The sequence below is a fragment of the Lentzea aerocolonigenes genome (genome assembly GCF_000974445.1).
GTDB classification, from domain to species: domain Bacteria; phylum Actinomycetota; class Actinomycetes; order Mycobacteriales; family Pseudonocardiaceae; genus Lentzea; species Lentzea aerocolonigenes.
This window is the reverse complement of the sequence record NZ_BBOJ01000011.1, coordinates 207,746-233,458: the sequence shown is the minus strand read 5'-3', so window position 1 is coordinate 233,458 and position 25,713 is coordinate 207,746. Positions and strand designations below refer to the sequence as shown.

Sequence of the window (25,713 nt, the reverse complement as noted above, 5' to 3'; positions counted from 1 at the left end):
ATGTTCAGTCGAATGCTGAGCGCCTTCGGCATCGGTGGCCCGTCCGTCGACACCGTGCTGGACTCACCGCACGCCGTGCCCGGTCAGCCGATCACCGGACAGGTCCGCGTCCAGGGCGGCAGCTCGGACGCCGAGATCGGCCAGGTCGTGCTGTCCCTCGTCACCCAGGTCGAGGCCGGGCGCGGCGGTTTCAGCGGTTTCGGCAGTCTCGGCGGCGATGACCAGCACGGCGGCAGCGACGCGGAGTTCTTCCGGATGGTCGTGCAGCAGGGGCTGCGGGTACCGGCGGGTCAGCTGGTGTCGATCCCGTTCCAGCTGTCCGTGCCGTGGGAGACGCCGATCACCGCGGTCGGCGGTGCGGCCCTGCCGGGGTTGAGCGTGGGTGTGCGCACCGAGCTGATCGTCTCGGGTGCGCCCGACAAGGGCGACCTGGACCCGGTGCTGGTCGCTCCGCTGCCCTCGCAGAACAAGGTGCTGGACGCGTTCGGGCAGCTCGGGTTCTCGTTCCGCAGCGCCGACGTCGAGGCAGGGCGACTGCCCGGTGTGCCGCAGGAGTTCGGCTTCTACCAGGAGCTCGAGTTCTTCCCGCCGGCCCAGTTCGCGGGCAGCGTGAACCAGGTCGAGCTGACCTTCGTGGCCAACGCGAACGAACTGCACGTGATCCTGGAGGCCGACCGGGGCCGCGGCGGGTTCTCTTCCGGTGGTGACACCGCCGGCCACCTCCGGCTGTCCCACCAGGAGGCGCAGGTCACCGACTGGGCCGCGGCCATCACCGGCTGGCTGACGCAGGTCGCCGAGCGCAGCCGGCCGAACCCCGCGTTCGGCGGTGCCGGCCAGAACCCGGCGTTCGGCGGCCACAACGGACACAACCCGGCCTTCGGTGGTCAGCCCGGGTACGGCGGTCAGCCCGGATACGGCGGTCAGCCCGGTTACGGTGGCCGCGGCTACGACCACGACCAGCAGCAGGGTCAACGGCGTGGGGCGGGCATGGGCGGCATGCTCGCCGCCGGTGCGGCCGGTGCCGCCGGTGGTGTGCTCGGCGGCATGGCGATCAGCAGCATGGCCGACGACTTCTTCGGCGACGACGACGAGGGATGACCCGGCCGCACGACGAGACCTGCGTGACAGGCGTCCCCTCCCCTCGGACGCCTGTCACGCGCCTTTCGCTGACTGAGCAGACCACTTCCAACCGTGAGATAAATGTCCACTGAGGACTTTCACCGCCGGAGTGAACCCGAGAACCTGCCGAGGAACGGATGCTGAGCCCACTCGACCTCTCGCTGATCAACGGGCCGATCCCCCTCACCGCGACCACCGCCGGAGTTCTCGCGGTGGTCGCTCTGGCGATCCGGAAGAACCGGACGTGGTGGACCCGGACCGTGCCTGCCCTCGTGCTGGCGTGCGCGGCGACGACGGCAGGGCTCAAGCTCCTCGTCGACCACGTGTGGAAGCCGTGGCCCGAGCCGCTTCCCGCGATCGTGACGCTGTGGCTGGGCGCGGCACTGCTCGCGGTGTGCCTGGCGGTCGCGCGGCTGCGGGCCGGGCGGTGGTACTGGCGGGTGCTGAGCGTGGTGCCGGCGCTGGTCGTGATGGCGAGCGCGGTCACGGTGTCGAACGCGCACTTCGGCTTCTACCCCACCTCACGCGCGGTGCTCGAGCTGCTCACGAACAACCGGGTGGATCTCGACGAGGCCGCCAAGCCGGCGTCGAGCGTGCTCGAGGTGCCCGCGGGCGGCAAGCTCGCCGACGTCTGGCGGAAGCCCGCGGACCTGCCGGAGAAGGGCACGGTCTCGGAGACGTCCATACCCGCCGCGTTCAAGGCGCGTCCGGCGTGGATCTACCTGCCGCCCGCGTACGCCGCCACGCCCCGCCCGCGGTTGCCCGTGGTGGTGCTGCTGCCGGGCCAGCCAGGTTCGCCGCGTGACTGGTTCGACGCGGGCAGGCTCACCGAGCGCCTGGACGCGTTCGCCCGCGAGCACGACGGGCTGGCACCGATCGTGGTGGTGGCCGATCAGCTCGGCGCACAGATGGCGAACCCGCTGTGCCTGGACTCGAAGCTGGGGCAGTCGGAGACGTACCTGGCCCGCGAGGTGCCCGAGTGGATCAAGCGGCGGCTGACGGTCGACGAGCGCCGCGAAGCCTGGACCATCGCCGGTCTGTCCCAGGGCGGCACGTGTGCGGTGCAGCTCGCGGTGCGCGCGCCGGACGTGTACGGGAACTTCATCAACCTCACCGGGCAGCGCGAGCCGACGCTGGGCTCCCGTGCCGAGACGGTCAAGGCCGCGTTCGGCGGCGACGAAGCCGCGTTCACCCGCGTCAACCCGATGGACATCCTTGCGCGCGAACGATTTCCGCGGACGGCGGGCGTGATCGTCGCGGGACGGGACGACGCGCTCTACCGCCAGGCGGACGCCGAGATGTTCGAGGCCTGCCGCGGGGCCGGTGTGGACGTGCTGTGGAAGGAACTTCCGGGCGGGCACGACTGGAACGTGTGGCGGCCCGGCCTCTACGACTCCCTGCCGTGGCTCGCCGCGCGGACAGGGCTGAGCAGATGACCGCAGTGAACAACGGGAAACGAGAGCCATGAGCACACAACTGGACCGGATCACGAGCCTGGCAGGCAGGCTGTTCCGGACCGCTCCCCTGACGTGTGTCTTCCTCATCGCGTTCTGGACCGTCGGCGCCCTGACCGGCGCGCTGGGCGGCCAGAACGACGACCTGCTCGCGCGGATCGGCTTCGGCCCGGACAGTCCGTTGTGGACTTCGCTCTCCTCCGCGCTGTGGGCCATGGATCTCACGGGCTACGTGGCGACCACTGTGCTGTTGCTGGTCTTCGGCCCCCTGGCCGAACGCGAGCTCGGCGCTCTGCGCACAGCGGCCATCTTCCTCGCCTCCCACGTGCTCGGGGTCTTCCTGGGCCAGGGGGTGGTGCTGCTCGGCAGCAATCTCGGCTGGTCCTGGCTGAACTCGCTCACGGTCTCGGTCGCCGCCGGGCCGTCGATCGGCGGTGTGGGACTCGTGCTGGCGCTGACGTTCCGGATGCCGGTGTTGTGGCGGCGCCGCGTCCGGCTCATGACGGCCCTGTCGCTGGTCGTACTCGTGTTGTACTCGGGATGGCTGGAGGACCTGCTGCGGCTGACCGGTGGCGTGGCAGGTCTGCTGATCGGCCTGCTCTTCCTGCGCCGGGACGTCGCCCGCACGCCGGAAACCCTGGCGGAGAAGCGGGTTCTCGTCGCGCTGCTGGTGGCGGCCTCGGCGCTCGGACCGGTCGTGGCGATGATGTCGCCGTTCCCGAACGGACCGCTGTCGTGGTTCTCCGACGTGGTGGCCGTCGCCCAGCCGGCGCGGGAGGACGTGGAGATCGCCTGCGCCTCAGAGGCGGGCGAGCTGTGCCGCGCGGCGCTGATCCAGCTGTCCTACGGACGGTTCCCGGCGCTGGTGATGTCGTTGCTGCCGGCGTTGCTGCTGCTGGTGCTCGCGGAAGGGCTGCGGCGCGGGCGGCGGTTCGCCTGGTGGTCGGCGCTGGGCGTCACCGCGGCGTACGCGGCGGTCACCGGGTGGTACGTCGCGGAAGCCGCCCGGTTCCCGGACAGCGGCGAGCTGGAAGTCGGCTTCTCCTACGGCCTGCCGATCCTCGCGCCGCTCGCCATCGCCCTCGTGCTGCTGTTGACCCGCAAGTACTTCAGCGTGCGGCTCCCCCGGCACGCGATCCGGAAGTTCTGGCGGTTCACGCTGGGCAGCGTCGGCCTGCTGTCCGCGCTGTACGTGTTCGGCGGCTACCTGGTGCGCGACCAGTTCACACCGCAGCCCGGTTTTCTCCAGCTGCTCGCCGATCTGCCGACGAGGTTCCTGCCGCCGGGCTACCTCGGACTGGTGCCGCTGCACTTCCAGGCGCACGGGTTCGCCGGCACGCTGTTGTTCGAGTACACCGGCGTGGTGTTCTGGCTGATCGTGCTGGCGGGTTTGCTGATGGCGTCGTGGCGCGCGTGGCCGTCGTCGTCGGAGGAAGAAGCGGCCCTCGCCCGTGACCTGGTGCGGCGGCACGGTGGTTCTTCGTTGTCGTACATGACGACGTGGCGTGGCAACGAGTACTGGTTCACCCCTGACGGCGAGACGGTGATCGCGTACCGGGTGGTGGCCACGATCGCGCTGACGGTCGGCGACCCGATCGGACCTGGGCGGATCGACGCCGTGCGCGGATTCGCCGAGTTCTGCCAGGAGAACGGCTGGACGCCGTGCCTGTACAGCATCAGCGCCGAGACCAGGGACGAGGTCGCCCCGCTCGGCTGGCCGGCGGTGCAGGTCGCCGAGGACACCGTGATCGACCTCGACACGCTGGCGTTCACCGGGAAGAAGTGGCAGGACGTGCGCACAGCGCTGAACAAGGCCGGCAAGGAAGGCATCACCGCCGAGTGGTGCACGTACGCCGACGCGCCGTTCGCGATCAGCGACCAGATCCGGTCGATCTCCGCGGAATGGGTGGCGGACAAGGGTTTGCCCGAGATGGGCTTCACGCTCGGCGGACTCGAGGAACTCACGGGCGAAGGCGTGCGGTGCCTGCTCGCGATCGACGCCGACCGCACGGTGCACGGCATCACGAGCTGGCTGCCCGTGTACGCCGACGGCGAGGTCGTCGGCTACACGCTCGACTTCATGCGCCGCCGTGCCAACGGTTTCCGGGGCACGATGGAGTTCCTGATCGCCTCGGCCGCACTGGAGCTGAAGAACGAGGGAGCCCGGTTCCTGAGCCTGTCCGGCGCACCGCTCGCCCGGCTGGACCGGGGTGAACGTCCCCGACTGCTGCAGCGGGTGCTGGACGTCACCGGACACGTGATGGAACCGGTCTACGGGTTCCGCTCCCTGTTCGCGTTCAAGGCGAAGTTCCAGCCGGCTTACCGGCCGATGTACATGGCGTACCCGGACGCGGCCGCGCTGCCCCGCATCGCGAACGCGGTCAGCCGTGCCTACCTGCCCCACGTCACCCCGCGACAGGGTTTCCGCCTCGCCGCGAGGATGATCGACCGCGCGTGACCGGGGGTCCCAGGGTGGCCGACCGCTGGTGACCGACCGCTGGTGACCGGCCACAGTGGGACCGACCCTGCGTGACCGGCCGCAGTGGCAGACCGCTCGTGACCGGGGCCCACTGTGGCCGACCCTGCGTGACCGGCTCACTGTGACCGACCACTCGTGACCGGCGGTCCCACTGTGGACAGCCCTACCCGACCGGCCACAGTGGCCCACCACTCCTGACCGGCGGTCCCACCGTGGCCGGCCACAGCTGACCGGCCACAGTGGACCGAGCCGGTCGGCCCGTGAGGTCCGGCCGGGTGGCGGGGTCAGGACCCCGACCTGACGGATGGTCCCGCCACCCACCGGACCGCCAAAGTTGTTTTATGACACAGATGCCACCACCGCAGGACACCTCAGCTGCGCCGGAGACATCGCCGACCCGGACGCCGGCCGAACCAGCCCCGTCGACGGAGTCCACTCCCTCGATGGGGCGCCTGGTCGGGGTGGACCTGGCCCGCGCGCTCGCCGTGTTCGGCATGTACGTCGTGCACCTCGGCCCCTCGACGACCAACGCGAGCGGCATCGGCGCCTGGGTGCGCCACCTGACGGAGGGCCGCTCGTCGGCCCTGTTCGCCACGCTCGCCGGTTTCTCGCTGATGCTGATCGCGGGCCGCCTCGAGCCGAAGACCGGTGTGGCCGGGCGGCAGGCGAAGGCCCGGATCGCGATCAGGGCCGCGGTCCTGCTCGTCCTGGGCACCGTGATGATCAACCTCTACGGCGACGTCGTGATCCTCGCCTCCTACGGGCTCTTCTTCCTGCTGGCCCTGCCACTGGTGCGACTGAGCGCCAAGACGCTGGCGATCATCGCGGCCGGGGTCGCCGTCTTCGGGCCGCTGCTGGCCTTCGGCCTCAAGGTCCTGATCACCGAACCCGCCAGGGCTGCCGCGAAGGCCTACGACCCGCTCGCCCAGCTCGGCGGCGCGGGGCTGCTGGACCTCACGCTCACCGGCTTCTACCCCGCGATCCCCTGGATGGCCTTCATCATCGCCGGCATGGCGCTGGGCAGGCTCGACGTGACCTCCAGCGCCGTGCGCAAGCGGCTGGCCGTGTTCGGACCCGCCCTCGCCGTGTTCGCCTACGGCACCTCCTGGCTGCTGGCCCAGCTGATCGACGGCGTCCGCGAGGCCGCGGAGATGCAGAGCGCCAGGGGCCCCGGCTCGGGCTCCGGCATGGGCAAGGGACCGAAGGACATCGGCGCCATGGGTGACATGGGTTCCATGCCGCCCAACACCACCGGATCGGGCTGGTCGCTGCTGACCTCGGGCCCGCACAGCGGAATGCCGTTCGACGTCATCGGCTGCATCGGCGTCGCGATCACCGTGATCGTGCTCGCGATGATGGCCATCGACCGCCTGCCTCTGTTGCAGCGCCTGGCCGCACCGATCATCGCCGTGGGCACCATGTCCCTGACCGCCTACGTCGGCCACTTCCTGCTGTCGTCGCAGATGTCTGGAGCGTCCGGAGCCCCCGGGGACTCCATGACCGGCGTGACGGCCGGGTCCGAGGCCCAGGCGTCCTGGACGCCGGTGCTCATGTTCATCTTCGGCGCCATGGCCTTCGCCTTCATCTGGTCCCGCTTCTTCCGCAGGGGACCGCTGGAGTACCTGCTCAACCTCGCCACCAAGCCGGCGAAGTTCATCCGCTGAAACCCCGGCCGACCGGCTGGTCACAACCTTCCGGTCGGCCGGGCTTCACCCGCCAGTACCCGGATGGCGCTGCCGCACCGGTCTCGGCGAGACTGCACGCGTGCAGGATCCACAAAGGAGCGTTACATGATCCGGGTGGTCGTCGTGGACGACGAGGAGCTCGTGCGGACCGGTTTCCGCCTCATCCTCCAGTCGGCTGGAGACATCGAGGTCGTGGCGACACCCACCGGAGCGCAGGCGGTGCGCGAGATCAGTCTGCTCAAGCCCGACCTCGTGCTGCTGGACATCCGGATGCCGGACGTGGACGGCCTGACGATCCTGCGTCAGTTGCAGGGTCTCAAGCCGCCGCCCGTCGTGGCCATGCTGACGACGTTCGACTCGGACGAGTACATCGCCATGGCACTGCGGTCGGGTGCGGCCGGGTTCATCCTCAAGGACACCGGGCCCGAGCAGCTCGCGCAGATGGTGCGCACGCTCGTCAGCGGCGGTGTGGTGCTCTCCCCCAAGGTCACCCGCACCGTCGTCGACGGCTACCTCGGTTCCGGCGCGGGCTCGGCGGCCACCGAACAGGTCGAGCTGCTGACCGAACGCGAACGGGCCGTGCTCGTGCTGATCGCCGAAGGACTGTCCAACACCGACATCGGCGCCCGGATCCACGTCAGCGTCGGCACGGTGAAGGACCACGTCAGCGCCATCCTCACCAAACTGCGCGTGGGCAGCAGGGTGCAGGCGGCCCTCGTCGCGCAGCGGGCCGGACTGCTCGACGACACCGGAGAGTCGCGGTGAGCTCCAGCCGGTTCGTCGACGCAGGGGTGCTGGCGGTCGCCGTGGCAGAGGGAGTGCTGACCACGATCGCCGAGGGCACCCCGTACGGGGTCGTCACGATGGCGGTCGCCGTGCTCGCCCTCCTGGTGCGCGAGCGCTGGCCGCTGGCCGTCCTGCTGGCGACCTTGCCGGCGGTGCTGTTCCCCGGCACGATCGTTCCGGCGATCGTCGCCCTCTACGTGGTCTCGAGCCGCTGTCGTGACTCGTGGCTGCTCGCGGGGTGCGGGCTTCTCGCGACGGCCGGTTTCGTCTTCCCGATGTCGGAGTTCGCCCCGTCGATCTGGTATTTTCACACGCTGCTCGGCGTCATCTACGCCGCGATGACCGCGATCGCACCGATCCTCCTCGGACAGTTCCTGCTGTCCCGGCGCGAGCTGGCCCTGCGGCTGGAGGAGGTCAAGGAAGCGAGGGAACACGAACGGCGGCTCGACGCCGAGGCGATCCTGGCCCGCGAACGCAACCAGCTCGCCCGCGAGATGCACGACGTCGTCTCCCACCAGGTGAGCCTGATCGCGGTGCAGGCGACCGCGCTCATGGTCAGCACCCAGGACCCGAACGCCAAGCAGGCAGCCGGGAACGTGCGCCAGCTGTCGGTGAACACGCTCGACGAGCTGCGTCACATGGTCAACCTGCTGCGCGCCTCCGGGACACCGGCGACCGAGCTCACCCCGCAGCCCACGCTGACCGATCTCGAACGCCTCATCGGCAACAGCGCGATCGACGCACGGATGGTCGGCACCGCACCCGACGGTCTCGAACCACCCGTGCAGCGGGCCATCTACCGCACGATCCAGGAAGCGCTCACCAACGTGCGCAAGCACGCCCCCGGCGCCAGCGCCACCATCGAGATCAGCCACGACGACACCGATCTCACCGTCACCGTCACCAACACCCGGCCCACCAGGCCGAACCTCGCCCTGCCCAGTGCACGGCACGGGCTCGTCGGACTGCAGGAGCGCGCCACCCTGCTGGGCGGGAAGCTCCACACCGGACCGATGCCCGACGGTGGCTTCCAGCTGCGGCTGCGGCTGCCGCTCACGGCAGTCGGCACCGCGCACGTCTAACGCACGTGCACCGGGTCGACGGGGGTGATGACGCCGGCACGGTCCTCGATCGCTTGCGCGGCGTCCAGAATCCAGCTCTCCCGGAAACGACCGCCGATGATCTGAACCGAGCCCGGCAGTCCCCCGGCGACTCCGGTCGGAACGGTCGCCGCGGGCAGACCCAGGCAGGGCACGAAGGTCATGGGCCATTGTGCCCAGAGGAGCTGACTCGCTCGTTCGAGCGAAGCGAAGTCCGCGCCGTGTTCCGGCGCACGGGCCGCCGAGAACGGTGTCAGGAGCAGGGAGACGTCGGTGAAACGGGTTTCCATCACCGACAGGATCTCGTTGCGCCGGGTGTGGCCGCGCAGGAAGGTCTCCAAGGTCGCGTTGGGTCCCCAGGCGGCGTCCTCGACGGCGAAGTTGTACTCCATGGCCTGGCGGAGGTCCGCGCCGCCGAGCGCCACCATCTCGGCCGCACCGAGGCGGAGTTCTTCGAAGAGGAGAAGAAGCCAGAGCCGATGCGCCTCGAGGATCTCCGGGATGTTCACCTCGACCGTCCGGTAGCCCGCCTCCTCCAGCCACCGTGCCGCGTCGTCCACCGCGCGCAGGTTCTCCTGGCAGGTCTCGACACCGGGTATCTCGCGGACCACTCCGACCTTGGTCCCCGGCGGCAGAGCCGGTTCGTCCTGGTAGCCGATCGGCAACGATGCCGGGTCGCGCGGGTCGTGCACGGACATCGCTCGCAGAGCGATCCTCAAGTCCTCGACGTGCCTTGCGATTGGGCCTTCCACCGCCATGACGGTCTCCGCGATGGACGGGGCGTGGCTCACGAGCGACGGCGCGGACCACTTCGGGACACGTCCCGCGGTGGGGCGGATTCCGGTGACACCGCAGACCGCCGCGGGGTAGCGGATCGAACCACCGATGTCGTTCGCGTGAGCGATCGGAACGATCCCGGCCGCGACCGCCGCGGCGGCGCCTCCACTCGAGCCTCCCGGCGTGTGGTCCGCGGTCCACGGGTTCAGCGTCCGCCCGAACAGTTCGTTCTCCGAGAACCAGCGCAGGCCCCAGGCGGGCAGGTTGCTGCGCCCGACGAACACCGCTCCGCTCGAACGCAGAGCCGCCACCGGGGACGCGTCCTCCTCGGCCACGTTTCCGGCGCCTTCGACGATTCCGCACGTGGTGGCGTGACCGGCCTGGTCGGTGTTGTCCTTGATGGAGACGGGAACACCGTGCAGAAGTGCGGTGCGGTCCGCCTGCGGGCGGGCGTCGAGTTCGCGTGCCGTGGCCAGCGCTTCCTCCGCCGACACGCTGATCAGCGCGTTGATCCGGCCGTTCACGTCGTCGCAGCGTTCCAGGTGCGCTGTCGCCACTTCGGTCGCGCTGACGTCGCCGCGCCGCATCGCATCGCGAAGCGATGTCGCCGACCACCGCCAGAGGTCGCTCGGCATCTCGTCCCGGGTGCGACTCGTCACTGGTCATCTCCTTGTGCGTCTTCGTTGTCACGCGCGAGCAGTGCGATCGTCCTCGGCCGGACTCTCCGCAGCACGAGACCTCCGACCAGACCGAGGACGAGCACCGCGGGAACCACCGCCACGAGGGCGTCGTTGATCTCCTTCGGTGCGCCGGTGAGCACGTCGAGGTGCCGGACCACGACGTAGACGACCCAGGACATCAGGACGGCGGCGATCACCGAGCTGGCGATGAAGAAGGTGCGTCGCGCGATCGCCCGGCGACGCAGGAAGAACGCCACCGCGGCCGCGGCCGCCAGCCCCTGCAACACGATGATGCCGATGACGCCCGGCGTGTTCACCTTGATCAGCAGGTCCTTGAACGGATCGAGGCCCGCCAGCGCGAAGGCGATCACGACCGTCAGGGCGAGCACGCTCTGCACCGCGCCCGCGAACGCCGGGCTCCCCGCCCGGTTCGTGCGCGCGAACACCGTTGGCAGCGCACCACTTTCCGCCATGCCGAAGACGTAACGGTTGATGGCGTTGTGGAACGCGAGCTGGGCCGCGTAGACGCTGGTGACGATGAGGACGTACATCGCGTGCTCGGCCCACGGGCCGACGTACTCGCGAATGGTCACGAAGAACAGCGCGGAGCCCGCCTTCCCCGCGGCGGCCTGGACGTCGGCCTGCCCGAGTGCCTGCACCACGGTCCAGGAGATGAAGCAGTAGAAGAGAGCCATGAACGCGACCGCGATGTACGTCGCCCGCGGGATCGTGCGCGCGGGGTCACGTGCCTCCGCGCGGTACAACGCCGTCGACTCGAAACCCATGAACGCCGCGAAGCAGATCCCGAGGACCGCCAGCACGCCGCCCTGGAAGACGTTGCCCGGATCGAACGACGCGACACCGAGGCCCTGAGCGCCGCCCCTGACGACGACGGCGATCGCCATGACCGCCAGGATCGCGGTTTCCAGGCTGATCAGCACGACGAGCACCTTCGTGCCGACGTCGATCCCGAGTGCTCCCAGCACGAACACGGCCACGACCGCGATCACCGCGATCGCCCACCACGGAACACTCACGCCGAAGATGTTGTCGAGCGCCGCACTGGCCTGGGTGCCCAGAAGACCGTAGGTCCCGATCTGGAGCAGGTTGTAGGACACGATCGCGAGCACGGCGGCGGCGAACCCCGCGGTTCCGCCGAACGCGTGTCCGATGTAGACGAAGAAGCCGCCCGTCCGCCTGATCTGTGCCGCCATCGCGGTGAACCCGATCGCGAAGACGATCAGGACCACGCCGGCCAGCAGGTACGCGCCCGGCACGCCGACTCCCCCGATGGCCAGCGCGATGGGGGCGACGCCGGCCATGACCGTCAGCGGCGCGGCCGCGGAGACGACGGTCGCCGTCACGCCGACGGTACCGATCGCGTTCGCCCGCAGGGTGGCCGAGCCCGACGGCGACGGTGATGGATCCGAACTCGACGAGGTGGAGAGGTGTGCAGACATGGCGACCTCGATGCGGTAACCGGATGTAGTTCGTCGAGGATGGCTGTGCACTGCATCACAGTCAAGAGGTTTGTACGAAAATCGGCGGACCGCAGGTGCCCTGTACACCTTGTGGAAGTGCCATGATCTCGTGCACGATTCGTACGAACGTACGGGAATGCGGGAGAGGCAGGTGCGCATGAGGCCAGACAGCCGACCGGTGGCCGTCGTCACCGGCGCGGGCAGCGAGGACGGGATCGGCTTCGCCTGCGCCCGTCTGCTGGCCGAGGACCACGCGGTGGTGATCGCATCGACCACAGATCGCATCCACGAGCGCGTTCGGCAACTGGGCGGCGAACGGGCGGGCGTCGTGGGCTTCGTCGGCGACCTGACCGTCTCCGCGACCGCCGGCGCCCTGATCGCCCTCACCGTCCGGACTTTCGGGAGGATCGACGTCCTGGTGAACAACGCCGGCATGACGGCGGTCTCCGGCGCCGAGCAAGCAGCGCCGGTCGTGTCCACCACGGACGACGACTGGCGCGCGGCCATCTCGCGGAATCTGGACACGACCTTCTTCGTCACGCGGGCCGCGGTTCCCCTCCTCACGGACGGCGTCGGGCGGATCGTCAACACGGCGTCGGTGTCAGGACCTCTGATGGCCTATGCGAACGACGCCGCGTACCACTCGGCGAAGGCCGCCGTCATCGGACTGACCAGATCCACCGCCATCGACGTCGCATCCCGGGGCATCACCTGCAACGCGGTCGCCCCCGGCTGGATCGCGACAGCCGCTTCGACGGCCCACGAGGTGTCCATGGGCAAGGCGACGCCGATGGGTCGCCCTGGCACACCGGAGGAGGTCGCCGCGGTCGTCCGGTTCCTCGCCTCGCCCTCCGCGTCCTATCTGACGGGCCAGATGATCGTGGTCGACGGCGCCAACTCGATCGCGGAGGAACGAGGCGCGCGCTGACAGATCCGCGGAATTCCGAACAGCCCGGCTGTTTGCGCCCAAGATCACCGTAAGGGAAAGTGCACCAGCATGACGGGTACCGAAGATCTCCCCGATGACGTCAAGGGCATGCCTCCGAGCCGCAAGGGAGCCAAGCGCAAGACCGAGATCATCGACGCGGCGCTTCGCATCATCGGCAGAGACGGCATCCTGGCCGTGTCGATGAGAGCGGTGGCGGTCGAGGCGGCGGTACCGCTGGGAACCGTGACCTACTACTTCAGCAACAAGGAAGAGCTGATCGAAGCAGGCTTCCAGCGACACACGCAACGCGAGACCACGCGCATCGTCACCGCGATCGCACGCCTGGGCACGCTCACGCGGGCCGACGCTGCTCGCGGGCTGGCCGACTTCGTCATCGAGGGCCTGACCGAATACCGCGAACAACTGATCACCGAGTACCAGTTCCTGAACGCGTCGGTGCGGCGTGAGAATCTGCAGCGAGCGTCGACCGCGTGGTTGCAGACGCTGGCAGCGCACCTGGAGGAAAGACTCACCGCGTTTTCCTCGTCGATCCCGAAAACCGACGCGAAACTGATCCTCTCCGTGATCTCGGGCCTCGAGGTGGACAACCTGATCGCTCCGCTGGGGCCCGCGGACGAACGCGCCATTCGCGCGGTGATGGAAAGACTTTTCCAAGGCTTGGGGCAACTCTGGTCCCAGAACGAGGACTAGCCGACTCGGATTCGAGGTTCTGATGGAGAAAATCCTGCAAGCGAGCCGGCCGCGGTTGTCGCCGAGTGACGCCGCCGCGCTGCTCGGCGAGCTGTTCGGGGTCGCCGCGGACGACGCGCGGGATCTCGGCAGCGAGCGGGACCAGGCGTTCCTCGTGCTGTCCGCCGGGAGCCCGGTGAGCGTGCTCAAGGTGTCGAACCCCGCGGAGGATCCCGAAGTACTCGACATGGAGGCCGCCGCGGCGCTGCACGTGCACCGGATGGACCCTGCGCTCGGAGTGGCGCTGCCGTGGGCGGTTCCGGGAGCCCCCGACACCTGCCGTGCCGCGTGGAGCGACGGCGAGAACGTGTGCTGGGTGCGCGCGTACGACGTCCTTCCTGGCCAGGGACGGGTCAGCGCGACGACACTCGACGACCGCGCGTTGCGCGCCTGGGGCAGCACGTCGGCCCGGCTGGGCCGGGCCCTGCGCGGGTTCACACACCCGAAGGCGCACCGCACCATGCTCTGGGACGTCCAGCACACCGCCCGCACGCGGGAGCTGCTCGGGCACATCCCGGACGCCGACCGGCGGGCCACCGTGGAGCGGGTCATCGACCGGTTCGAGGAGGTCGTCGCCCCGGCGTGGCCGCGACTGCGTGCTCAGGTCGTGCACTGCGACTTCACCGTGGACAACGCGCTGACCGCCGCCGACGGCACGGTCACCGGGATCGTGGACTTCGGCGACATGAGCCACGCCACGCTGCTCACCGATCTGGCGTCGCTGCTGGAGTCCCTGGTGTCCGGACGGTCCGGCGCGGAGATGTTCCGCGCCGCCAGGCTCGTGCTCGACGGCTACGAGCAGGTGACCCCGCTGGAGCCGGAGGAGGTCGACCTGATCGCGGAGGTCTGGGCGGCCAGGGCGGCGCTGAACATCGTGATCAGCGAGTGGCGGGTGGCGCAGGGGCTCGAGGACCCGGTCTTCGCGAGGCGCTACAACGATCCCGCCGCGGCGACGATCGCGAGCCTGGAGGCGGTCGGCTGGGACGAGGCCCGCCGCCGGTTGGGAGGGCGCCGGGTCGAGGCTCCCACCGCCGGGTTGGCGCGGCGGCGTGATGCCGTCTTCGGCCCGGCCGCCGAGCCGCTGTCGTACCGCGAGCCGTTGCACGTCGCGTCGGCGCAGGGGGTGTGGATCACCGACATCGCCGGTCGGCGCTACCTGGACTGCTACAACAACGTGCCGTGCGTTGGCCACGCCCATCCGCGGGTGACGGCCGCGATCTCCCGGCAGGTGCGCCGGATCAACACCCACACCCGTTACCTGTCCGAGCCCGCCGTCGAACTGGCCGAGCGACTGGTCGCGTCGTGCCCGCCCGGCCTGGACACCGTGCTGCTGGTGAACTCGGGGTCGGAGGCCAACGACCTCGCCTGGCGCCTCGCTCGCGCCGCGACCGGCCGTGACGGGGCGCTGTGCACCGACTTCGCGTACCACGGCCTCACCGAGGCAGTGGCCGCCGTCTCCCCCGAGGTGTGGCTCGACGGGCGCGGCCCCGACCACGTGGAGACCTGGACGCCGCCCGACCCGTACCGCGGCACGGCGCTCGGCGAGGAGTCGTTCGAGGCGGCTCTGGAACGGCTGGGGGCACGAGGGCACGAGCCGGCAGCCGTCTACCTGGACCCTCTGCTCACCAGTGACGGCGTGGCCGATCTCGACCCGGCGTACGTCCGCGCGCTGCACCGCCGGGCGAAGGCGGCCGGTGCGCTGTGGATCGCCGACGAGGTGCAGTCCGGCCACGGGCGCACGGGCGAGACGCTGTGGGCGTTCTCCCGCTTCGGGATCGAACCGGACTTCGTCACGCTCGGCAAACCGATGGGCAACGGGCATCCGGTCGCGGCCGTGATCACCCGCAGCGACATCGTGCGGGCCACCGTCGGCCAGACCCTCATCTTCAGCACCTTCGGCGGCAACCCGGTCGCAGCAGCCGCAGCCCTGGCGGTGCTCGACGTCATCGACGACGAACGCGTGCTCGACCGGGTCCGCCACACCGGCGAGACCCTGCGCGCCGCGTTGCGGGAACTGGCAGGCCGCCACCCGGCGATCGGCGACGTCCGGGGAGTCGGACTCGCGGCCGGCGTCGAGATCGTGCATCCCGGCGGCACCCGGCCCGACCGCGCGACAGCGGTCACCGTCCGCGACGGCCTGCGCGACCGCGGCGTGCTCGTCGGAACGACCGGGAGGGCCGGCAACGTGCTGAAGATCCGGCCACCGCTCGCCTTCACCGACCGGGAAGTGCCGGTGTTCATCGACGCGCTCGACGCCACTCTCGCCGCGCAGCCAGGTCGGTAGGGACCGTCGCTCACTTCCCGGTTGTCAGCACATCGGCAGCTTTCTCCAGGACGGCGACGATCTCGTCGGCACGCAGCCGTACAGTGCCTTCGCGGTCGCCGACGCCGTCGATCCGGGTGCGCAGCCGGTACTGGACCGTGTTGTTCCGGTGCAACTCCGCCACCAGGTCGTCGGTGGTGGGACCCCAGTGCGCGAAGTCCGGCGACTGCCCTGCTCGGCAGGCGGCGGCGTTCACCCGCAGCGAGTGCGCGAACTGCGGCACGTACACCGTGTTGTCGAACGGTGTGGCGATGGCGCCGTCCAGCCACAGCGTGCAGGTGCGCAGTTGTGACCCGTCCGGGTCTGCCGGTCCGATCTCGAACGCCAGGCGTGACCGCTCTCCGATCAGGAGATCCGTTGCGCACCAACGCGAAACGTCGATGTCGAAGTCGAGCGCCGCGGTCACCGCGTCCAGCGTGGTCGCGGTCGCGTTCTCGTCGAGCGTGACCGGCTCTGGCAGATCGGCGAACCCCAGGTGTTCCAGTGTGGTGCGCAGGTTCGGGTAGTCGGGTGGCTGGTCGGTGTACACGCCGATGTTGCGCAGCGTCGGCACGTGCAGCCGGTCCGCACCAGATAGCCGGGTGCCCGCGAGGTAGAACCACGCGGACCTGTGATGGGGCGCTGCGTGGTCGGCAGGCCCCAGCTCGACGGCGAAGCTCTCGCGGTCGCCGTAGACCCCGGCGGTCCGCGTGGCGAATGCGCCGAGCAGCTCGTCGGCCAGGGCGCGCCACGCCGCCGGGTCCTTGCTCGTGACCTGCGCGAACCGGCTGTCGACCGAGATGTCGGCGCCCTGCCCGGCCAGCCCGAGCAGACCGTTCGCACTGTGGTAGCGCACCAGGTACTCCTCGTCGAGCATCCCGCGGTGCAACGCGGCCAGCGAGCGCGGGGTGATCGGCAGCAGCCGGAGCGCCACGGCGGCGTCGATCCGTTCGCCCCAGTGCCCCGAGCCTTCGAGCACCGCGGCCACCTCGGCCACGTACTCGTCGTCGGCGGTCAGCTCGCACAACACCTGCGCGGTGCGCACCCGGAACACGCCGCCGGCCAGGGGAAGAGCGGACCGCAGCAACGCGGCCGTGTCCGACGGCGCACGGCCGAGGCGGGCCAGCGCACCCAGCGACTCGACCGCGACGTGATCGTGCTCGCCGACCCCGGCCCGCAACATCCGTTCCGCGCGCTCCGGCTCGCGCTCGTGTTCGGCGATCAGCGCGCCGACGTCGGCGCCTTCGTGCCACACCAGGTACGGATCCCCGAACACCGCGCCCCGGAAATCACCCCACGCATCAGCCACCGCGTGAGGCTAACCGGGTCGCCGGACGATCTTCATGACTGTTCCCCGTCTCGACGGACCACGCGGTAGCGCAGATGCGTGACGTCTCGGCCTTCGAGCCGGCGCACGAGTTCCAGTTCGACGTGCCCGTGGCCGGCCGGCTCGAACAACCGCCGTCCACCACCCAGCAGCACGGGAACGACGTGCAGCTCGAGTTCGTCGAGCTGACCCGCTGCCAGCAACGCCTGCGCCGCACCCGCGCCGTGCACCATCACGGCCCGACCTCCCGCAGCTTCACGGGCCTCGGCGGCACACGCGTTGACGTCGGTGTAGAACTTCGCGCTGCCCGGCGGCTCGTCGGCCGGGTCGACGTGGTGCGTGAGCACGTGGATCGGCACCCCGTCGTGGTGGTCGCCCTGCCACCGACCAGCAAGCTCGAACGTGCGCCGTCCGGAGATCAGGGCACCGGTCGCCAGGGCCTCGGCGTACACCTGCCCGTTGACGCCCTCGGACATCCGGTCGTCGAGCCAGTTGAACAGCCGCCCTCCGTCGCGGCCGAGCTCCTGGCCCGGCCGGTCGTCCGGTCCGGCGATGTACCCGTCGACCGACATGGACATGTACAGCCGCAGTGGTGTCCTGGTCATCTTCGATTCCTTTCCTCCGGCCACCCTCACCCCCACGTCGATCGCGCGACACCGGATTCGACAACGAGGGAGTGCGGCCTTCAGTCCGAATGCCGACCACCGTCCTGAAAGGACTGTCAGCCCTCGGGCGGTGGCGCGAACACGAGTGGCCAGTCGTCCTCGTCGAGCCGGTCGAGCGGAGTCAGGTACACGAGGGTCGCGCCGGGCAGGGTGTCGCGGGTGGTCGTACCGGTCACCCTCAGCACCCGCACCGCGTCGGGGTCGTGGCGCGAGCGTTCCTTGAACAGGGTCAGGTCGACGTCGTCGAAGTGCCGGAGCATCGCCTCGTAGACCATGATGTCGACGGTCAGGTCACCGTTCTCCAGCTGACTTTCCGCCCAGGCGTCCGTCCGCAGGATGTAGGCGACCTCGTCTTCTTCGTCCACGTAACAGAATTCGCCGATCTTCGCGACGGCCCGCTCACCAGGCGAGCCCTCGGGATCGATGACGACGGCGAGGACCACCCTGTCCGGCTCGTTCGGATCGAGCCCGTCACGCAGCACAACCTCAGGCATGGGCAGGAAATCTACCGCTCGATCCGATGCCCGGGAGAAGGGCCGCCGGATTCGCGGGTCGCTCCCGAGGGCGCCGTTCGACGTCGATCGTCGAATGCACGTCGTGCGGGTCAACGCTCGGCGAACTGCGCATTGCCTGGTTGGTCGAGGCGGTCGCGGATGGCGACACCGGTGTCGACGAGGGGCTGCCCGCAGATGTCCGTGATCCGGATGTCGGACCCGCAGCCCGCATCCACAATGGAGTGTCGTTCGCCTGGCCTTGCGGCCATCACCAGCCGATTCGATCCGTTCGACGCCGCCGGAGTCGAACGGGCGGGTTCACGCCCGTACGCTGGCCGGCGTCGCGAGATCCTCGTGCCGCGAGTCGGCCGAGTAGTGGGCGACCGCGATCGCCCCGGTGATCGCCAGCACGAACCCGACGGTCGCGGCGTTCACGAAACCGTCGCGGACGTGGTCGTCGAGGTAGACCAGTCCGACGAACGACGACAGCGTCGTGTTGGTGGTGAACATGATCGCGGTGACCCCGGTCGGGCCGCCCTTCTGCAACGCCATCGCGAACAGCACCGCGGCGGCGAGTCCGTTGAGGACCATGGCCCAGACCGCTGGTTCCAGGACGACTCGCCACAGGGCGTCCGGCAGTTCGAACGTCCGCGCCGAGATGCCGACGACGCTGTAGGCGACACCGGCACCGAACGCCAGTGCCACGGTCGCCCAGACGTGGTGGTGGCGCCTGGCGTAGACGGCGATCGCCCCCACCGGAACCACCATGCCCACGAGGATCCACCGCCACTGCGGTGGCAGTGCCTGCGCGGGCCCCGGCTCCGCGGACACGCCCAGCAGGACCAGACCGGCCGCGCCGACCACCAGCGCACCCCATCCCGGTGCACGGAGGCGGTGGCCCATGAACGCGCTGATCGCGGCGGTCACGCCGACGCTGAACGCGAGCATCGACTGGACGAGGAACAACGGCAACCGGTGCAACGCGGCAGCCGCCAAAGCGAATCCCAGCAGATCCACACCGAGCCCGAGGAAGTACAACCACTGCCGGCGCAGAGCGATGAGATCGAGAGACCTTCCGCCGTACGCGCCCGCACGCCGGACACCCATGGACTCCAGGATCGATCCACTGCCCGACGCCAGGGTCGCCAGCACGGCGAGGAGGTAACCCAGTGCCATTCGTCCATTGTGTCAGCCGGTGTCCGTGGCACTGTCAACGTCCCCGGTGCAGGGCGCCTGATCGACAGGTGCCACGGCCCGCTGAGACCGTCTGACCAGGGGCGACTCGACGGGCTCCCACCTCGGCGCAGGGCTCGGAGCCACCACGGCTCCGAGCCCTGCGACCAGAGTTTTCCGCTTACGGGCAACGCTTCCAGGAGAAGTAGTAGTCCGTCTTGGCGTGGCCGTCGAGCGAGTCCATCGCCATGAAGCTGGCCTTCTTCGGATCCGACGTGCCCACGTTGACCCGCAGCTCGGTGTTGATGTTGAGGTTTCTGTTCACGCCACACGGCGGGTAGATGATCGGCGAGCCCACGTCCGTGGCCTGCCACTCGTCAGCCACCGGGCCCTGCCAGCTGTGACTGCGGTAGCCCGTGTCCGCCATGCCCTGGAAGTAGTAGGTGGACCTCAGGGAACTGGTGGCACCGCGTTCGAGGTGCAGGTAGCCGGCGTAGTCGACCTTCGAAATGCCGTAGACGAAGCCCTCCGGCGCGTTCACCCTGACACTCAGCTGGCAGTTCTTCCGGAAGTCCGTCGGCGTGGCACCGGGGCCGACCTTGGCCGCGTAGCTGCTGAAGACCACGTGGAACGCGGAGTTGTCCGGGGACACCGACACCGTGGTCGTGCCCCTGGGGCAGCCGCTTCCGTTGATCGTGTCGATGGTGACCGCGCCGGGTGGCGGGACGTCGGCCTGGGGGAGGACGACGGTGGACATCGCCATGGCCGCGGCGACAATCGCGTGGATCATTGGACACCTTCCGGCTCGTACGCTGGGCAGCGGCGGTGAAGATGTACCCAACCCGATGACGGCGGCTTGGTGGGTTTCCTGCCGCCTTGCGATTACCTGACGATCGGCCCTCGCCCGCCCTGTTCAGCCGGGTGAACCGGTGCGCCTGGATTTGTGCTTGGTGAAGGCGGTGGCCGGACGCCCCGGGATCAGGGGGTGTTTCTGCGGCAGGACGGCGTTGCGTCCGCGTTTCGGCGCCGACCGTCTGGTTGTCGCCCATCGTCTCGCCGGTGCCGATCGCGGACAGCTTCACGACGGTGGTCGCACCGGCTGCCCTGGCCTTTTGCGTGCTCGGCACCGGCGCTGCCCGGGGTGAACCCCGGGCAGCGCCGGTAGCGCCGCAGCTACACCCCGGAACCTGTACCCCCAGTGGTGAACGGCAACAGGTTCTGGTTGTCCCCTGTTACTGCGACAGGACCAGCCGGTTGGCGATGTCGTACAGCTCGGCCTGCGGCACCCGGCCGGCGATGATGATCGGGACTCCGTCGACCGCGTCGAGGACCCACAGCTGGTGGTAGCCGTTCTCGTCGACGTAGCGCGTCTCGTGGCCCTGCACGGGTTGTCCCGGTGCGCCGGTCGGGACGTTGGCGCCGACACCGCTGTTGACGAAGATCGTCGGCTGCACGGTGCACGTGCCCAGCCGGTAGCTCGTCATCATCTTCGGGTCGGACGGGCCCTGTTCGACGTCGAAGGCGCAGATCCGCAGCCCGTTGGGCAGCTCGCGCAGGCCGTACCTCGGGGTGACGGTCGTCGTGCCGGGGAACTGGACGTTCTCCGCGATCCGCCGGCCGGCCTCGACCAGTTGCTGTGCGGGCGCTGTGCTGCCGGGCGCGGCGTTCACGTTCACGTACATCGAACCGCCGTCGGGGTGTGCCACGTACAGCTCGTAGCCACCTGGCCCGGTGGACACCGAGCTCTCGACCCCGGGCTGCCCGTTGATCGTCACGGACTGGCCAGGGCCCGACTTGAACGTCGCCCGGTCCGCCGACACCATCCGCATCTGCTGGACGTCGACCTCCAGGACCTGGTTGTTGGCCGTGACGGTCAGCATGTACTCACCGCCGTACAGCGGCACGTCCGGCTTGTCCGCGCTGAACCCGACGTTGACCCGGTGCACGCGGTAGGCGACCGAGCCCGGTGGGAGCCAGCCAAGCGAGTAGGGCATCTTCAGGCCCGCCGCGGCCGGTGCGGTGGTGGTCGGGGCCTGGCTGCTCTGAGACCCGTTGGCGGGGGCGGCGATCTGGGCGTGCTCCGCGGGACCCGCCCGGTTCAGCACCACGGCGGTGACCGCTCCGAGGGTCAGCACGGTGGCTCCGGCGGCGACCGCGAACGGGCGGCTCAGCCCGGAGCGCCTGCTGTCGATGCGCCGTCGTGCCGCGGCGAGCACCGCGTCGCTGTCGGGCGCGTCGTGCTCACGCGCCACGAAGGTGTCCTTGATCAGGTTCTCGATGTTCATCCCGTCTCCCTGGCTTCCGCCATCTGCTCGATGGCCAAGCCGTTTCGCAGTGCCGCCAATGCCTTGTGGGCGTGTGCCCGGACGGTGGACTGGGCGCAGCCGAGCAGCTCGGCGATCTCCGGATCGGGCAGCTGCTCGTAGTACCGCAGCACCATCACGGCCCGCTGGCGCTTGGGCAGCCGCGCCAAGCGCTGCCACATGTCATCGCGCGCGGCGTGATCCGTTGCGAAATCGTCCGCCCGTGCCTCGTCGGGAACGTCACCCGACGCGATCACACGCGCAGACCAGCTATGTCGCCAGGACAGGTAACCGTTGGTCACCATCCTCAGCACGTACCGGTCGGGGTGATCCGCGCCGCTGATCCGTGACCAGTGCCGGTACACCTTGACCAGCACGTCCTGCACCAGATCAGCCGCCTGCTCTCGCTCGCCGGTGAGCATCGTGGCGTACCGCAGCAGCCGCGGTAGTTGCGCACGGGCGAAGTCGTCGTAGTCAGCCATCACCCTTGAAGACTCGCGTCGACGGCGCTCCGTTTACCGGCTTCGGCGAATAAACAGATTGATCCACTCAACGAGTCGTAGAGGTGAGGGGAACCACCAGCCGACGTCACTAGGGGCGATCTGTGCACAAACGCAGTTTCATCCACGCGGCGGTCTTCGCCGTGGTGGCCACCGGTGTCGCCGTCTCACCGGCAGCCGCGCAACCACCCGCGCCCGCGCCGGCCGAGGCGCCCAGGACGGTCACGCTGATCACCGGCGACAAGGTGACCGTGACCAGGAAGGACGGTTCCTGGGACGCGAAGATCCAACCGGCTGCCCGGCTCGGGCCGGCGCGGTTCATCAAGTCCGTCAGCGACAAGGGCGTCACGGTGATCCCGTCGGTCGCCGAGCCGCTGATCAGAGCAGGCAAACTGGATCGCAAGCTGTTCGACGTGACCGGTCTGATCGACCTGGGCTACGACGACGCCCACACGCCCGAGATCCCGCTGCTGGTCGAGTCCGCGGGCGCCAGGACGCTCGGCAAGATCACCCGTGAGCTGCCTTCGGTGCAGCTCTCCGCGGTGGCGACGCCGAAGGACAGGGCCGCGGAACTGTTCGGCAAGGCCGACGTGGGCAAGATCTGGCTCAACGGCAAGGTTCATCCATCTCTGGATGTGAGCGTGCCGCAGGTCGGCGCGCCGGCCGCCTGGCAGGCCGGGCACACCGGCGCGGGTGCGACCGTCGCGGTCCTCGACACCGGCTACGACCCGAAACACCCTGAGCTGGCCGGGATCGTGAAGGGCGAGAAGGACTTCACCGGCGAAGGCATCGTCGACAAGGTGGGGCACGGCACGCACGTGGCCTCGACCGTCGCCGGCCGGGGCGCCAAGTACACCGGCGTCGCCAGGGGCGCGGACCTGCTGATCGGCAAGGTCTGCCAGACCGGTGGCTGCCGGCTCGACGCGATCCTCGCGGGCATGCAGTGGGCCGCGGACAGCGGCGCCAAGGTCGTGAACATGAGCTTGGGTGGCGGGCCCGGCGACGGCGTCAGCGACCCGGTGGAGATCGCGCTCAACCGGCTCTCGGCCGAGAAGGGCACGTTGTTCGTGGTCGCGGCGGGCAACTACGGCCAGCGAACGCCGGTGTCCAGCCCGGCGTCCGCGGACGCCGCGCTCGCCGTGGCCAGCGTTAGCAAGCAGGACCGCTACAGCCTGTTCTCGCAGCCCGGACCGCGGTTCAAGGACTACGCCGTCAAACCGGACATCGCCGCGCCCGGCGAGGACATCGTGGCCGCACGGGCCGAGGGCACGCTCGCCGACCGCGTTGTCGACGAGCTCCACGCGCGGCTGAGCGGCACCTCCATGGCGACACCGCACGTGGCCGGTGCCGCGGCGATCCTGGCCGCACAGCACCCGGACTGGACCGGCCAGCGGATCAAGGCCGCGCTGATGGGCAGCGCGACCCCGATCGACGCCACGATCTACCAGCAGGGCGCCGGCCGGCTCGACGTCGGCAGGGCGTCCAGGCAGACGATCATCCCCAGCACGGGCAGCCTGAGCCTCGGTTTCGTGCGGTGGCCGCACAACCAGCCAGCGCTGACCAAGCAGATCACGTACAGCAACACGGGCGGCGCACCGGTTTCGCTGCGGCTGAGCGTGGACGTCCCGGCGTTCCGCACGAACGTCGACGAGGTCACGGTGCCGGCCAACGGTGAGGCCACCGTGTCGGTCACCTTCGACCACGCCGCGGCGCAGATCGGCGTCTACGGCGGCAGACTCGTCGCCAAGAGCGGCGACACGGTGATCCAGACGCCGGTCGGCGCGTACAAGGAACCGGAGAGCTACGACCTGACGACGAAGCTGATCGACCAGAACGGCGCCGCGCCGGCCGACGGCCTGCTGGCGAGCGCGATGTGGGTTCCGCTGGGCACCGGCCAGGACGATTTCGACCTGATGGGCAACAACAGCACCGTGCGGCTGCCCGCGGGCCGGTACGCCGTGCTGGGCACGATCCAGACCACGGCGCCCGGTCAGCCTCTGCCGACCAGCACCAGGGTGGCCGACCCGGAGGTCGACCTGCACAAGGACACCGTGGTCACGCTGGACGCCAGGAACGGCAAGAAGGTCACCGTGCAGACCGACGAGAAGGAAGCCCGCCCGATCTCCTGGACGAACGGGATGGTCGTCGACACCGGAGCACGTGGAGTCGGCTACTACAGCATGTCGGACTTCAACGACTACACCGTGCCCACCACCAAGCACACCAAGGAGTTCCGGTACTTCGACCGGATGAAGCTCGAACGGCCGCAGGTCCGGCTGACGGTCGACGAGCCCGAGTCGTTCGAGATCCCGGTGCAGTGGCTACCGGGCTCACCGCAGACGACCGACACCCGCGCACTGTCCGCTGTGGACGTTGGACACGCCACCCCCGCCGAGATCGCCGCGGCCGACCTCAAGGGCAAACTCGCGGTGTTCACCCTGGGCGACGGGGAAAGCCTCGAGTTCAGCCCGCGGGCACGGGCGATCGCCGAGGCGGGCGCGAACGCCGCGCTGTTCCACTTCTCCGGCAGCCCCGTGCGATTGACGGAAGCGCCACCACTGCCGTTGACGTACACGTTCAGCCCGGACGGCGCCCGGCTGGCGAAGTTGCCGAACGCGTCCGTGACGCTGACGGGCCTGCCGGTGAGCCCGTACCGGTACGAGCTGGTGTTCCCCAGCTACGGGGACGTTCCGGCGAACGTGACCTACCGGCCGCGCAACAGCGACCTGGCCACGGTGAAGACGACCTACCGTGCGCCGGTGGACGGTGTCGGCTACGCGGCGATGTTCGCCACCGACGGGAAGTACGAGCTGGAGGGCGCGTTGGAGTCGACGCCGACTCCGCTTCCCCGTGAGCGGACCGAGTACTTCTCTCCGGCGACGTGGGCGAACTCCGTGAGCGTGATCGCAGGCGGTGCCGCGCAGCAGTACGAGGCCGCCAAGCGGACCTTCAAGGCCGGGCAGAAGGCCACTGTGGACTGGGGCAAGGCCGTGATCGGGCCGGGTCTCACCGGGTCGGTGGGCTTCTTCTCGCCCGAGCCGCACCTGGCGTACCGCGCGGGAGAGAAGGTCAACGTCCATCTGCCGCTGTTCTCCGACTCGGCCGGCCACTCCGGGTTCCCCGACTCCGGTGACACCGGCGACACCGTGCTCTACCACGACGGCGAGGAGATCGCCCGCAGCGGACAACCCGGCAGCGGACAGTTCACGGTGCCCGCGGGCGCGGCGAACTACCGTCTCACCGCCGAGGCGAGCCGGAGCAACCAGGGATGGCCACTGTCCACGAAGGTCAGTGCGGAATGGGGCTTCCGGTCCGAGCACGCGACCGCCGCCACTGCCCTGCCGCTGCTGTCGATCGGTTTCGATCCCAAGCTCGACCTGACGAACCACGCGCCCCGCAACGCGTTGTTCCCGGTACCGCTGCGCGTCGACCGGCAGCCGGGCGCACAGGGCGGCAAGGCCGAGCCGAAGCAGGTCGAGGTGTCCCACGACGACGGGCAGACGTGGCAGCGGGTGCCGGTGCTGCACGTGAGCGGCACCTGGCTGGCGGCCATCCGGAACCCGGCGTCCGGGTTCGTGTCGCTGCGCGCGAACGCGGCGGACCAGGACGGCAACACGGTGACCCAGACGATCATCAGGGCCTACCGGGTGAAGTGACGCCAACGGCAGCCGGCCCGCGCCCTTCTCGGGCGCGGGCCGGCCGCGGACTGG

The 25,713-nt window shown here is 69.7% G+C and carries 19 protein-coding genes; 10 read left to right on the top strand and 9 right to left on the bottom strand.

Features of this window, described 5'->3' with window-relative positions; genetic code table 11:
* From AOM45_RS22310 to AOM45_RS22285, 6 genes are all read left to right on the top strand, one after another.
* Complete coding sequence (locus tag AOM45_RS22310) at positions 1 to 1,098, top strand: sporulation protein (protein WP_030465347.1); 1,098 nt, start codon at positions 1 to 3, stop codon at positions 1,096 to 1,098.
* A gap of 158 nt (positions 1,099 to 1,256) precedes the next feature.
* Positions 1,257 to 2,555 (top strand): alpha/beta hydrolase, encoded by a 1,299-nt coding sequence (locus AOM45_RS22305; RefSeq protein ID WP_030465346.1) that lies wholly within the window; start codon positions 1,257 to 1,259, stop codon positions 2,553 to 2,555.
* A 28-nt stretch (positions 2,556 to 2,583) separates the two neighbouring features.
* Positions 2,584 to 5,031 (top strand): phosphatidylglycerol lysyltransferase domain-containing protein, encoded by a 2,448-nt coding sequence (locus AOM45_RS22300; protein WP_051782776.1) that lies wholly within the window; start codon positions 2,584 to 2,586, stop codon positions 5,029 to 5,031.
* Positions 5,032 to 5,495: 464 nt separating this feature from the next.
* On the top strand, positions 5,496 to 6,716 hold the full coding sequence (locus AOM45_RS22295; RefSeq protein WP_035909001.1) for a heparan-alpha-glucosaminide N-acetyltransferase domain-containing protein: 1,221 nt from the start codon (positions 5,496 to 5,498) through the stop codon (positions 6,714 to 6,716).
* 126 nt (positions 6,717 to 6,842) lie between these two features.
* A complete protein-coding gene (locus AOM45_RS22290) occupies positions 6,843 to 7,502 on the top strand; it encodes a response regulator (protein WP_030465343.1) in 660 nt (219 codons plus the stop codon).
* Positions 7,499 to 8,605, top strand: coding sequence for a sensor histidine kinase (locus AOM45_RS22285; RefSeq protein WP_030465342.1), 1,107 nt, complete (start codon positions 7,499 to 7,501; stop codon positions 8,603 to 8,605). Before AOM45_RS22290 ends, AOM45_RS22285 begins: the two co-directional genes overlap by 4 nt.
* On the opposite strand, the gene AOM45_RS22280 is transcribed toward AOM45_RS22285, so the two are convergent.
* Positions 8,602 to 10,059, bottom strand: coding sequence for an amidase (locus AOM45_RS22280; protein ID WP_051782775.1), 1,458 nt, complete (start codon positions 10,057 to 10,059; stop codon positions 8,602 to 8,604). The genes AOM45_RS22285 and AOM45_RS22280 overlap by 4 nt on opposite strands.
* Positions 10,056 to 11,540 (bottom strand): APC family permease, encoded by a 1,485-nt coding sequence (locus AOM45_RS22275; protein WP_081901830.1) that lies wholly within the window; start codon positions 11,538 to 11,540, stop codon positions 10,056 to 10,058. Before AOM45_RS22275 ends, AOM45_RS22280 begins: the two co-directional genes overlap by 4 nt.
* A 178-nt stretch (positions 11,541 to 11,718) precedes the next feature.
* On the opposite strand from AOM45_RS22275, the gene AOM45_RS22270 reads away from it, so the two are divergent.
* The 3 genes from AOM45_RS22270 (at position 11,719) to AOM45_RS49725 (ending at position 15,523) form a co-directional block, all read left to right on the top strand.
* Positions 11,719 to 12,489, top strand: a complete 771-nt coding sequence (locus tag AOM45_RS22270; protein WP_030465339.1) for an SDR family NAD(P)-dependent oxidoreductase — start codon at positions 11,719 to 11,721, stop codon at positions 12,487 to 12,489.
* Positions 12,490 to 12,558: 69 nt separating this feature from the next.
* Positions 12,559 to 13,200, top strand: a complete 642-nt coding sequence (locus AOM45_RS22265) for a TetR/AcrR family transcriptional regulator (protein ID WP_030465338.1) — start codon at positions 12,559 to 12,561, stop codon at positions 13,198 to 13,200.
* Positions 13,201 to 13,222: 22 nt separating this feature from the next.
* On the top strand, positions 13,223 to 15,523 hold the full coding sequence (locus tag AOM45_RS49725; RefSeq protein ID WP_051782773.1) for an aminotransferase class III-fold pyridoxal phosphate-dependent enzyme: 2,301 nt from the start codon (positions 13,223 to 13,225) through the stop codon (positions 15,521 to 15,523).
* A 10-nt stretch (positions 15,524 to 15,533) separates the two neighbouring features.
* Here the strand turns inward: AOM45_RS49725 and AOM45_RS22255 are convergent, their stop codons facing one another.
* The 7 genes from AOM45_RS22255 to AOM45_RS22225 all read right to left on the bottom strand — a co-directional run bounded on the left by AOM45_RS22255 (position 15,534) and on the right by AOM45_RS22225 (position 21,985).
* Entirely contained in the window at positions 15,534 to 16,850 is a 1,317-nt protein-coding gene (locus tag AOM45_RS22255; protein ID WP_156093572.1) for a hypothetical protein, read from the bottom strand.
* A gap of 32 nt (positions 16,851 to 16,882) precedes the next feature.
* Positions 16,883 to 17,473, bottom strand: a complete 591-nt coding sequence (locus tag AOM45_RS22250) for a dihydrofolate reductase family protein (protein ID WP_030465335.1) — start codon at positions 17,471 to 17,473, stop codon at positions 16,883 to 16,885.
* A 116-nt stretch (positions 17,474 to 17,589) separates the two neighbouring features.
* Positions 17,590 to 18,027 carry a hypothetical protein gene (locus AOM45_RS22245; protein ID WP_030465334.1) on the bottom strand — a complete coding sequence of 146 codons (438 nt, stop codon included), beginning with the start codon at positions 18,025 to 18,027 and terminating at the stop codon, positions 17,590 to 17,592.
* A 318-nt stretch (positions 18,028 to 18,345) separates the two neighbouring features.
* Positions 18,346 to 19,203 (bottom strand): DUF2339 domain-containing protein, encoded by an 858-nt coding sequence (locus AOM45_RS22240; RefSeq protein ID WP_030465333.1) that lies wholly within the window; start codon positions 19,201 to 19,203, stop codon positions 18,346 to 18,348.
* Positions 19,204 to 19,381: 178 nt separating this feature from the next.
* Positions 19,382 to 19,990: a DUF4360 domain-containing protein gene (locus AOM45_RS22235; RefSeq protein WP_030465332.1), complete on the bottom strand. Its 609-nt coding sequence runs from the start codon at positions 19,988 to 19,990 to the stop codon at positions 19,382 to 19,384.
* 442 nt (positions 19,991 to 20,432) lie between these two features.
* Complete coding sequence (locus AOM45_RS22230) at positions 20,433 to 21,485, bottom strand: hypothetical protein (RefSeq protein WP_030465331.1); 1,053 nt, start codon at positions 21,483 to 21,485, stop codon at positions 20,433 to 20,435.
* Positions 21,482 to 21,985 carry a SigE family RNA polymerase sigma factor gene (locus tag AOM45_RS22225; RefSeq protein WP_030465330.1) on the bottom strand — a complete coding sequence of 168 codons (504 nt, stop codon included), beginning with the start codon at positions 21,983 to 21,985 and terminating at the stop codon, positions 21,482 to 21,484. The genes AOM45_RS22230 and AOM45_RS22225 overlap by 4 nt, the downstream gene beginning before the upstream one ends.
* Before the next feature lie 122 nt (positions 21,986 to 22,107).
* Between AOM45_RS22225 and AOM45_RS22220 the strand changes: the two genes are divergently transcribed.
* Entirely contained in the window at positions 22,108 to 25,659 is a 3,552-nt protein-coding gene (locus tag AOM45_RS22220) for a S8 family serine peptidase (RefSeq protein ID WP_030465329.1), read from the top strand.
* Positions 25,660 to 25,713 lie beyond the last annotated feature (54 nt).

Bases quoted from the DNA above. Each gene is read 5' to 3' on its own strand.
- AOM45_RS22235 (WP_030465332.1), bottom strand. From the start codon at position 19,990: ATGATCCACGCGATTGTCGCCGCGGCCATGGCGATGTCCACCGTCGTC.
- AOM45_RS22290 (WP_030465343.1), top strand. From the start codon at position 6,843: ATGATCCGGGTGGTCGTCGTGGACGACGAGGAGCTCGTGCGGACCGGT.
- AOM45_RS22240 (WP_030465333.1), bottom strand. From the start codon at position 19,203: ATGGCACTGGGTTACCTCCTCGCCGTGCTGGCGACCCTGGCGTCGGGC.
- AOM45_RS22250 (WP_030465335.1), bottom strand. From the start codon at position 17,473: ATGACCAGGACACCACTGCGGCTGTACATGTCCATGTCGGTCGACGGG.
- AOM45_RS22270 (WP_030465339.1), top strand. From the start codon at position 11,719: ATGAGGCCAGACAGCCGACCGGTGGCCGTCGTCACCGGCGCGGGCAGC.
- AOM45_RS22245 (WP_030465334.1), bottom strand. From the start codon at position 18,027: ATGCCTGAGGTTGTGCTGCGTGACGGGCTCGATCCGAACGAGCCGGAC.
- AOM45_RS22230 (WP_030465331.1), bottom strand. From the start codon at position 21,485: ATGAACATCGAGAACCTGATCAAGGACACCTTCGTGGCGCGTGAGCAC.
- AOM45_RS22265 (WP_030465338.1), top strand. From the start codon at position 12,559: ATGACGGGTACCGAAGATCTCCCCGATGACGTCAAGGGCATGCCTCCG.
- AOM45_RS49725 (WP_051782773.1), top strand. From the start codon at position 13,223: ATGGAGAAAATCCTGCAAGCGAGCCGGCCGCGGTTGTCGCCGAGTGAC.
- AOM45_RS22225 (WP_030465330.1), bottom strand. From the start codon at position 21,985: ATGGCTGACTACGACGACTTCGCCCGTGCGCAACTACCGCGGCTGCTG.
- AOM45_RS22310 (WP_030465347.1), top strand. From the start codon at position 1: ATGTTCAGTCGAATGCTGAGCGCCTTCGGCATCGGTGGCCCGTCCGTC.
- AOM45_RS22295 (WP_035909001.1), top strand. From the start codon at position 5,496: ATGGGGCGCCTGGTCGGGGTGGACCTGGCCCGCGCGCTCGCCGTGTTC.
- AOM45_RS22300 (WP_051782776.1), top strand. From the start codon at position 2,584: ATGAGCACACAACTGGACCGGATCACGAGCCTGGCAGGCAGGCTGTTC.
- AOM45_RS22305 (WP_030465346.1), top strand. From the start codon at position 1,257: ATGCTGAGCCCACTCGACCTCTCGCTGATCAACGGGCCGATCCCCCTC.
- AOM45_RS22275 (WP_081901830.1), bottom strand. From the start codon at position 11,540: ATGTCTGCACACCTCTCCACCTCGTCGAGTTCGGATCCATCACCGTCG.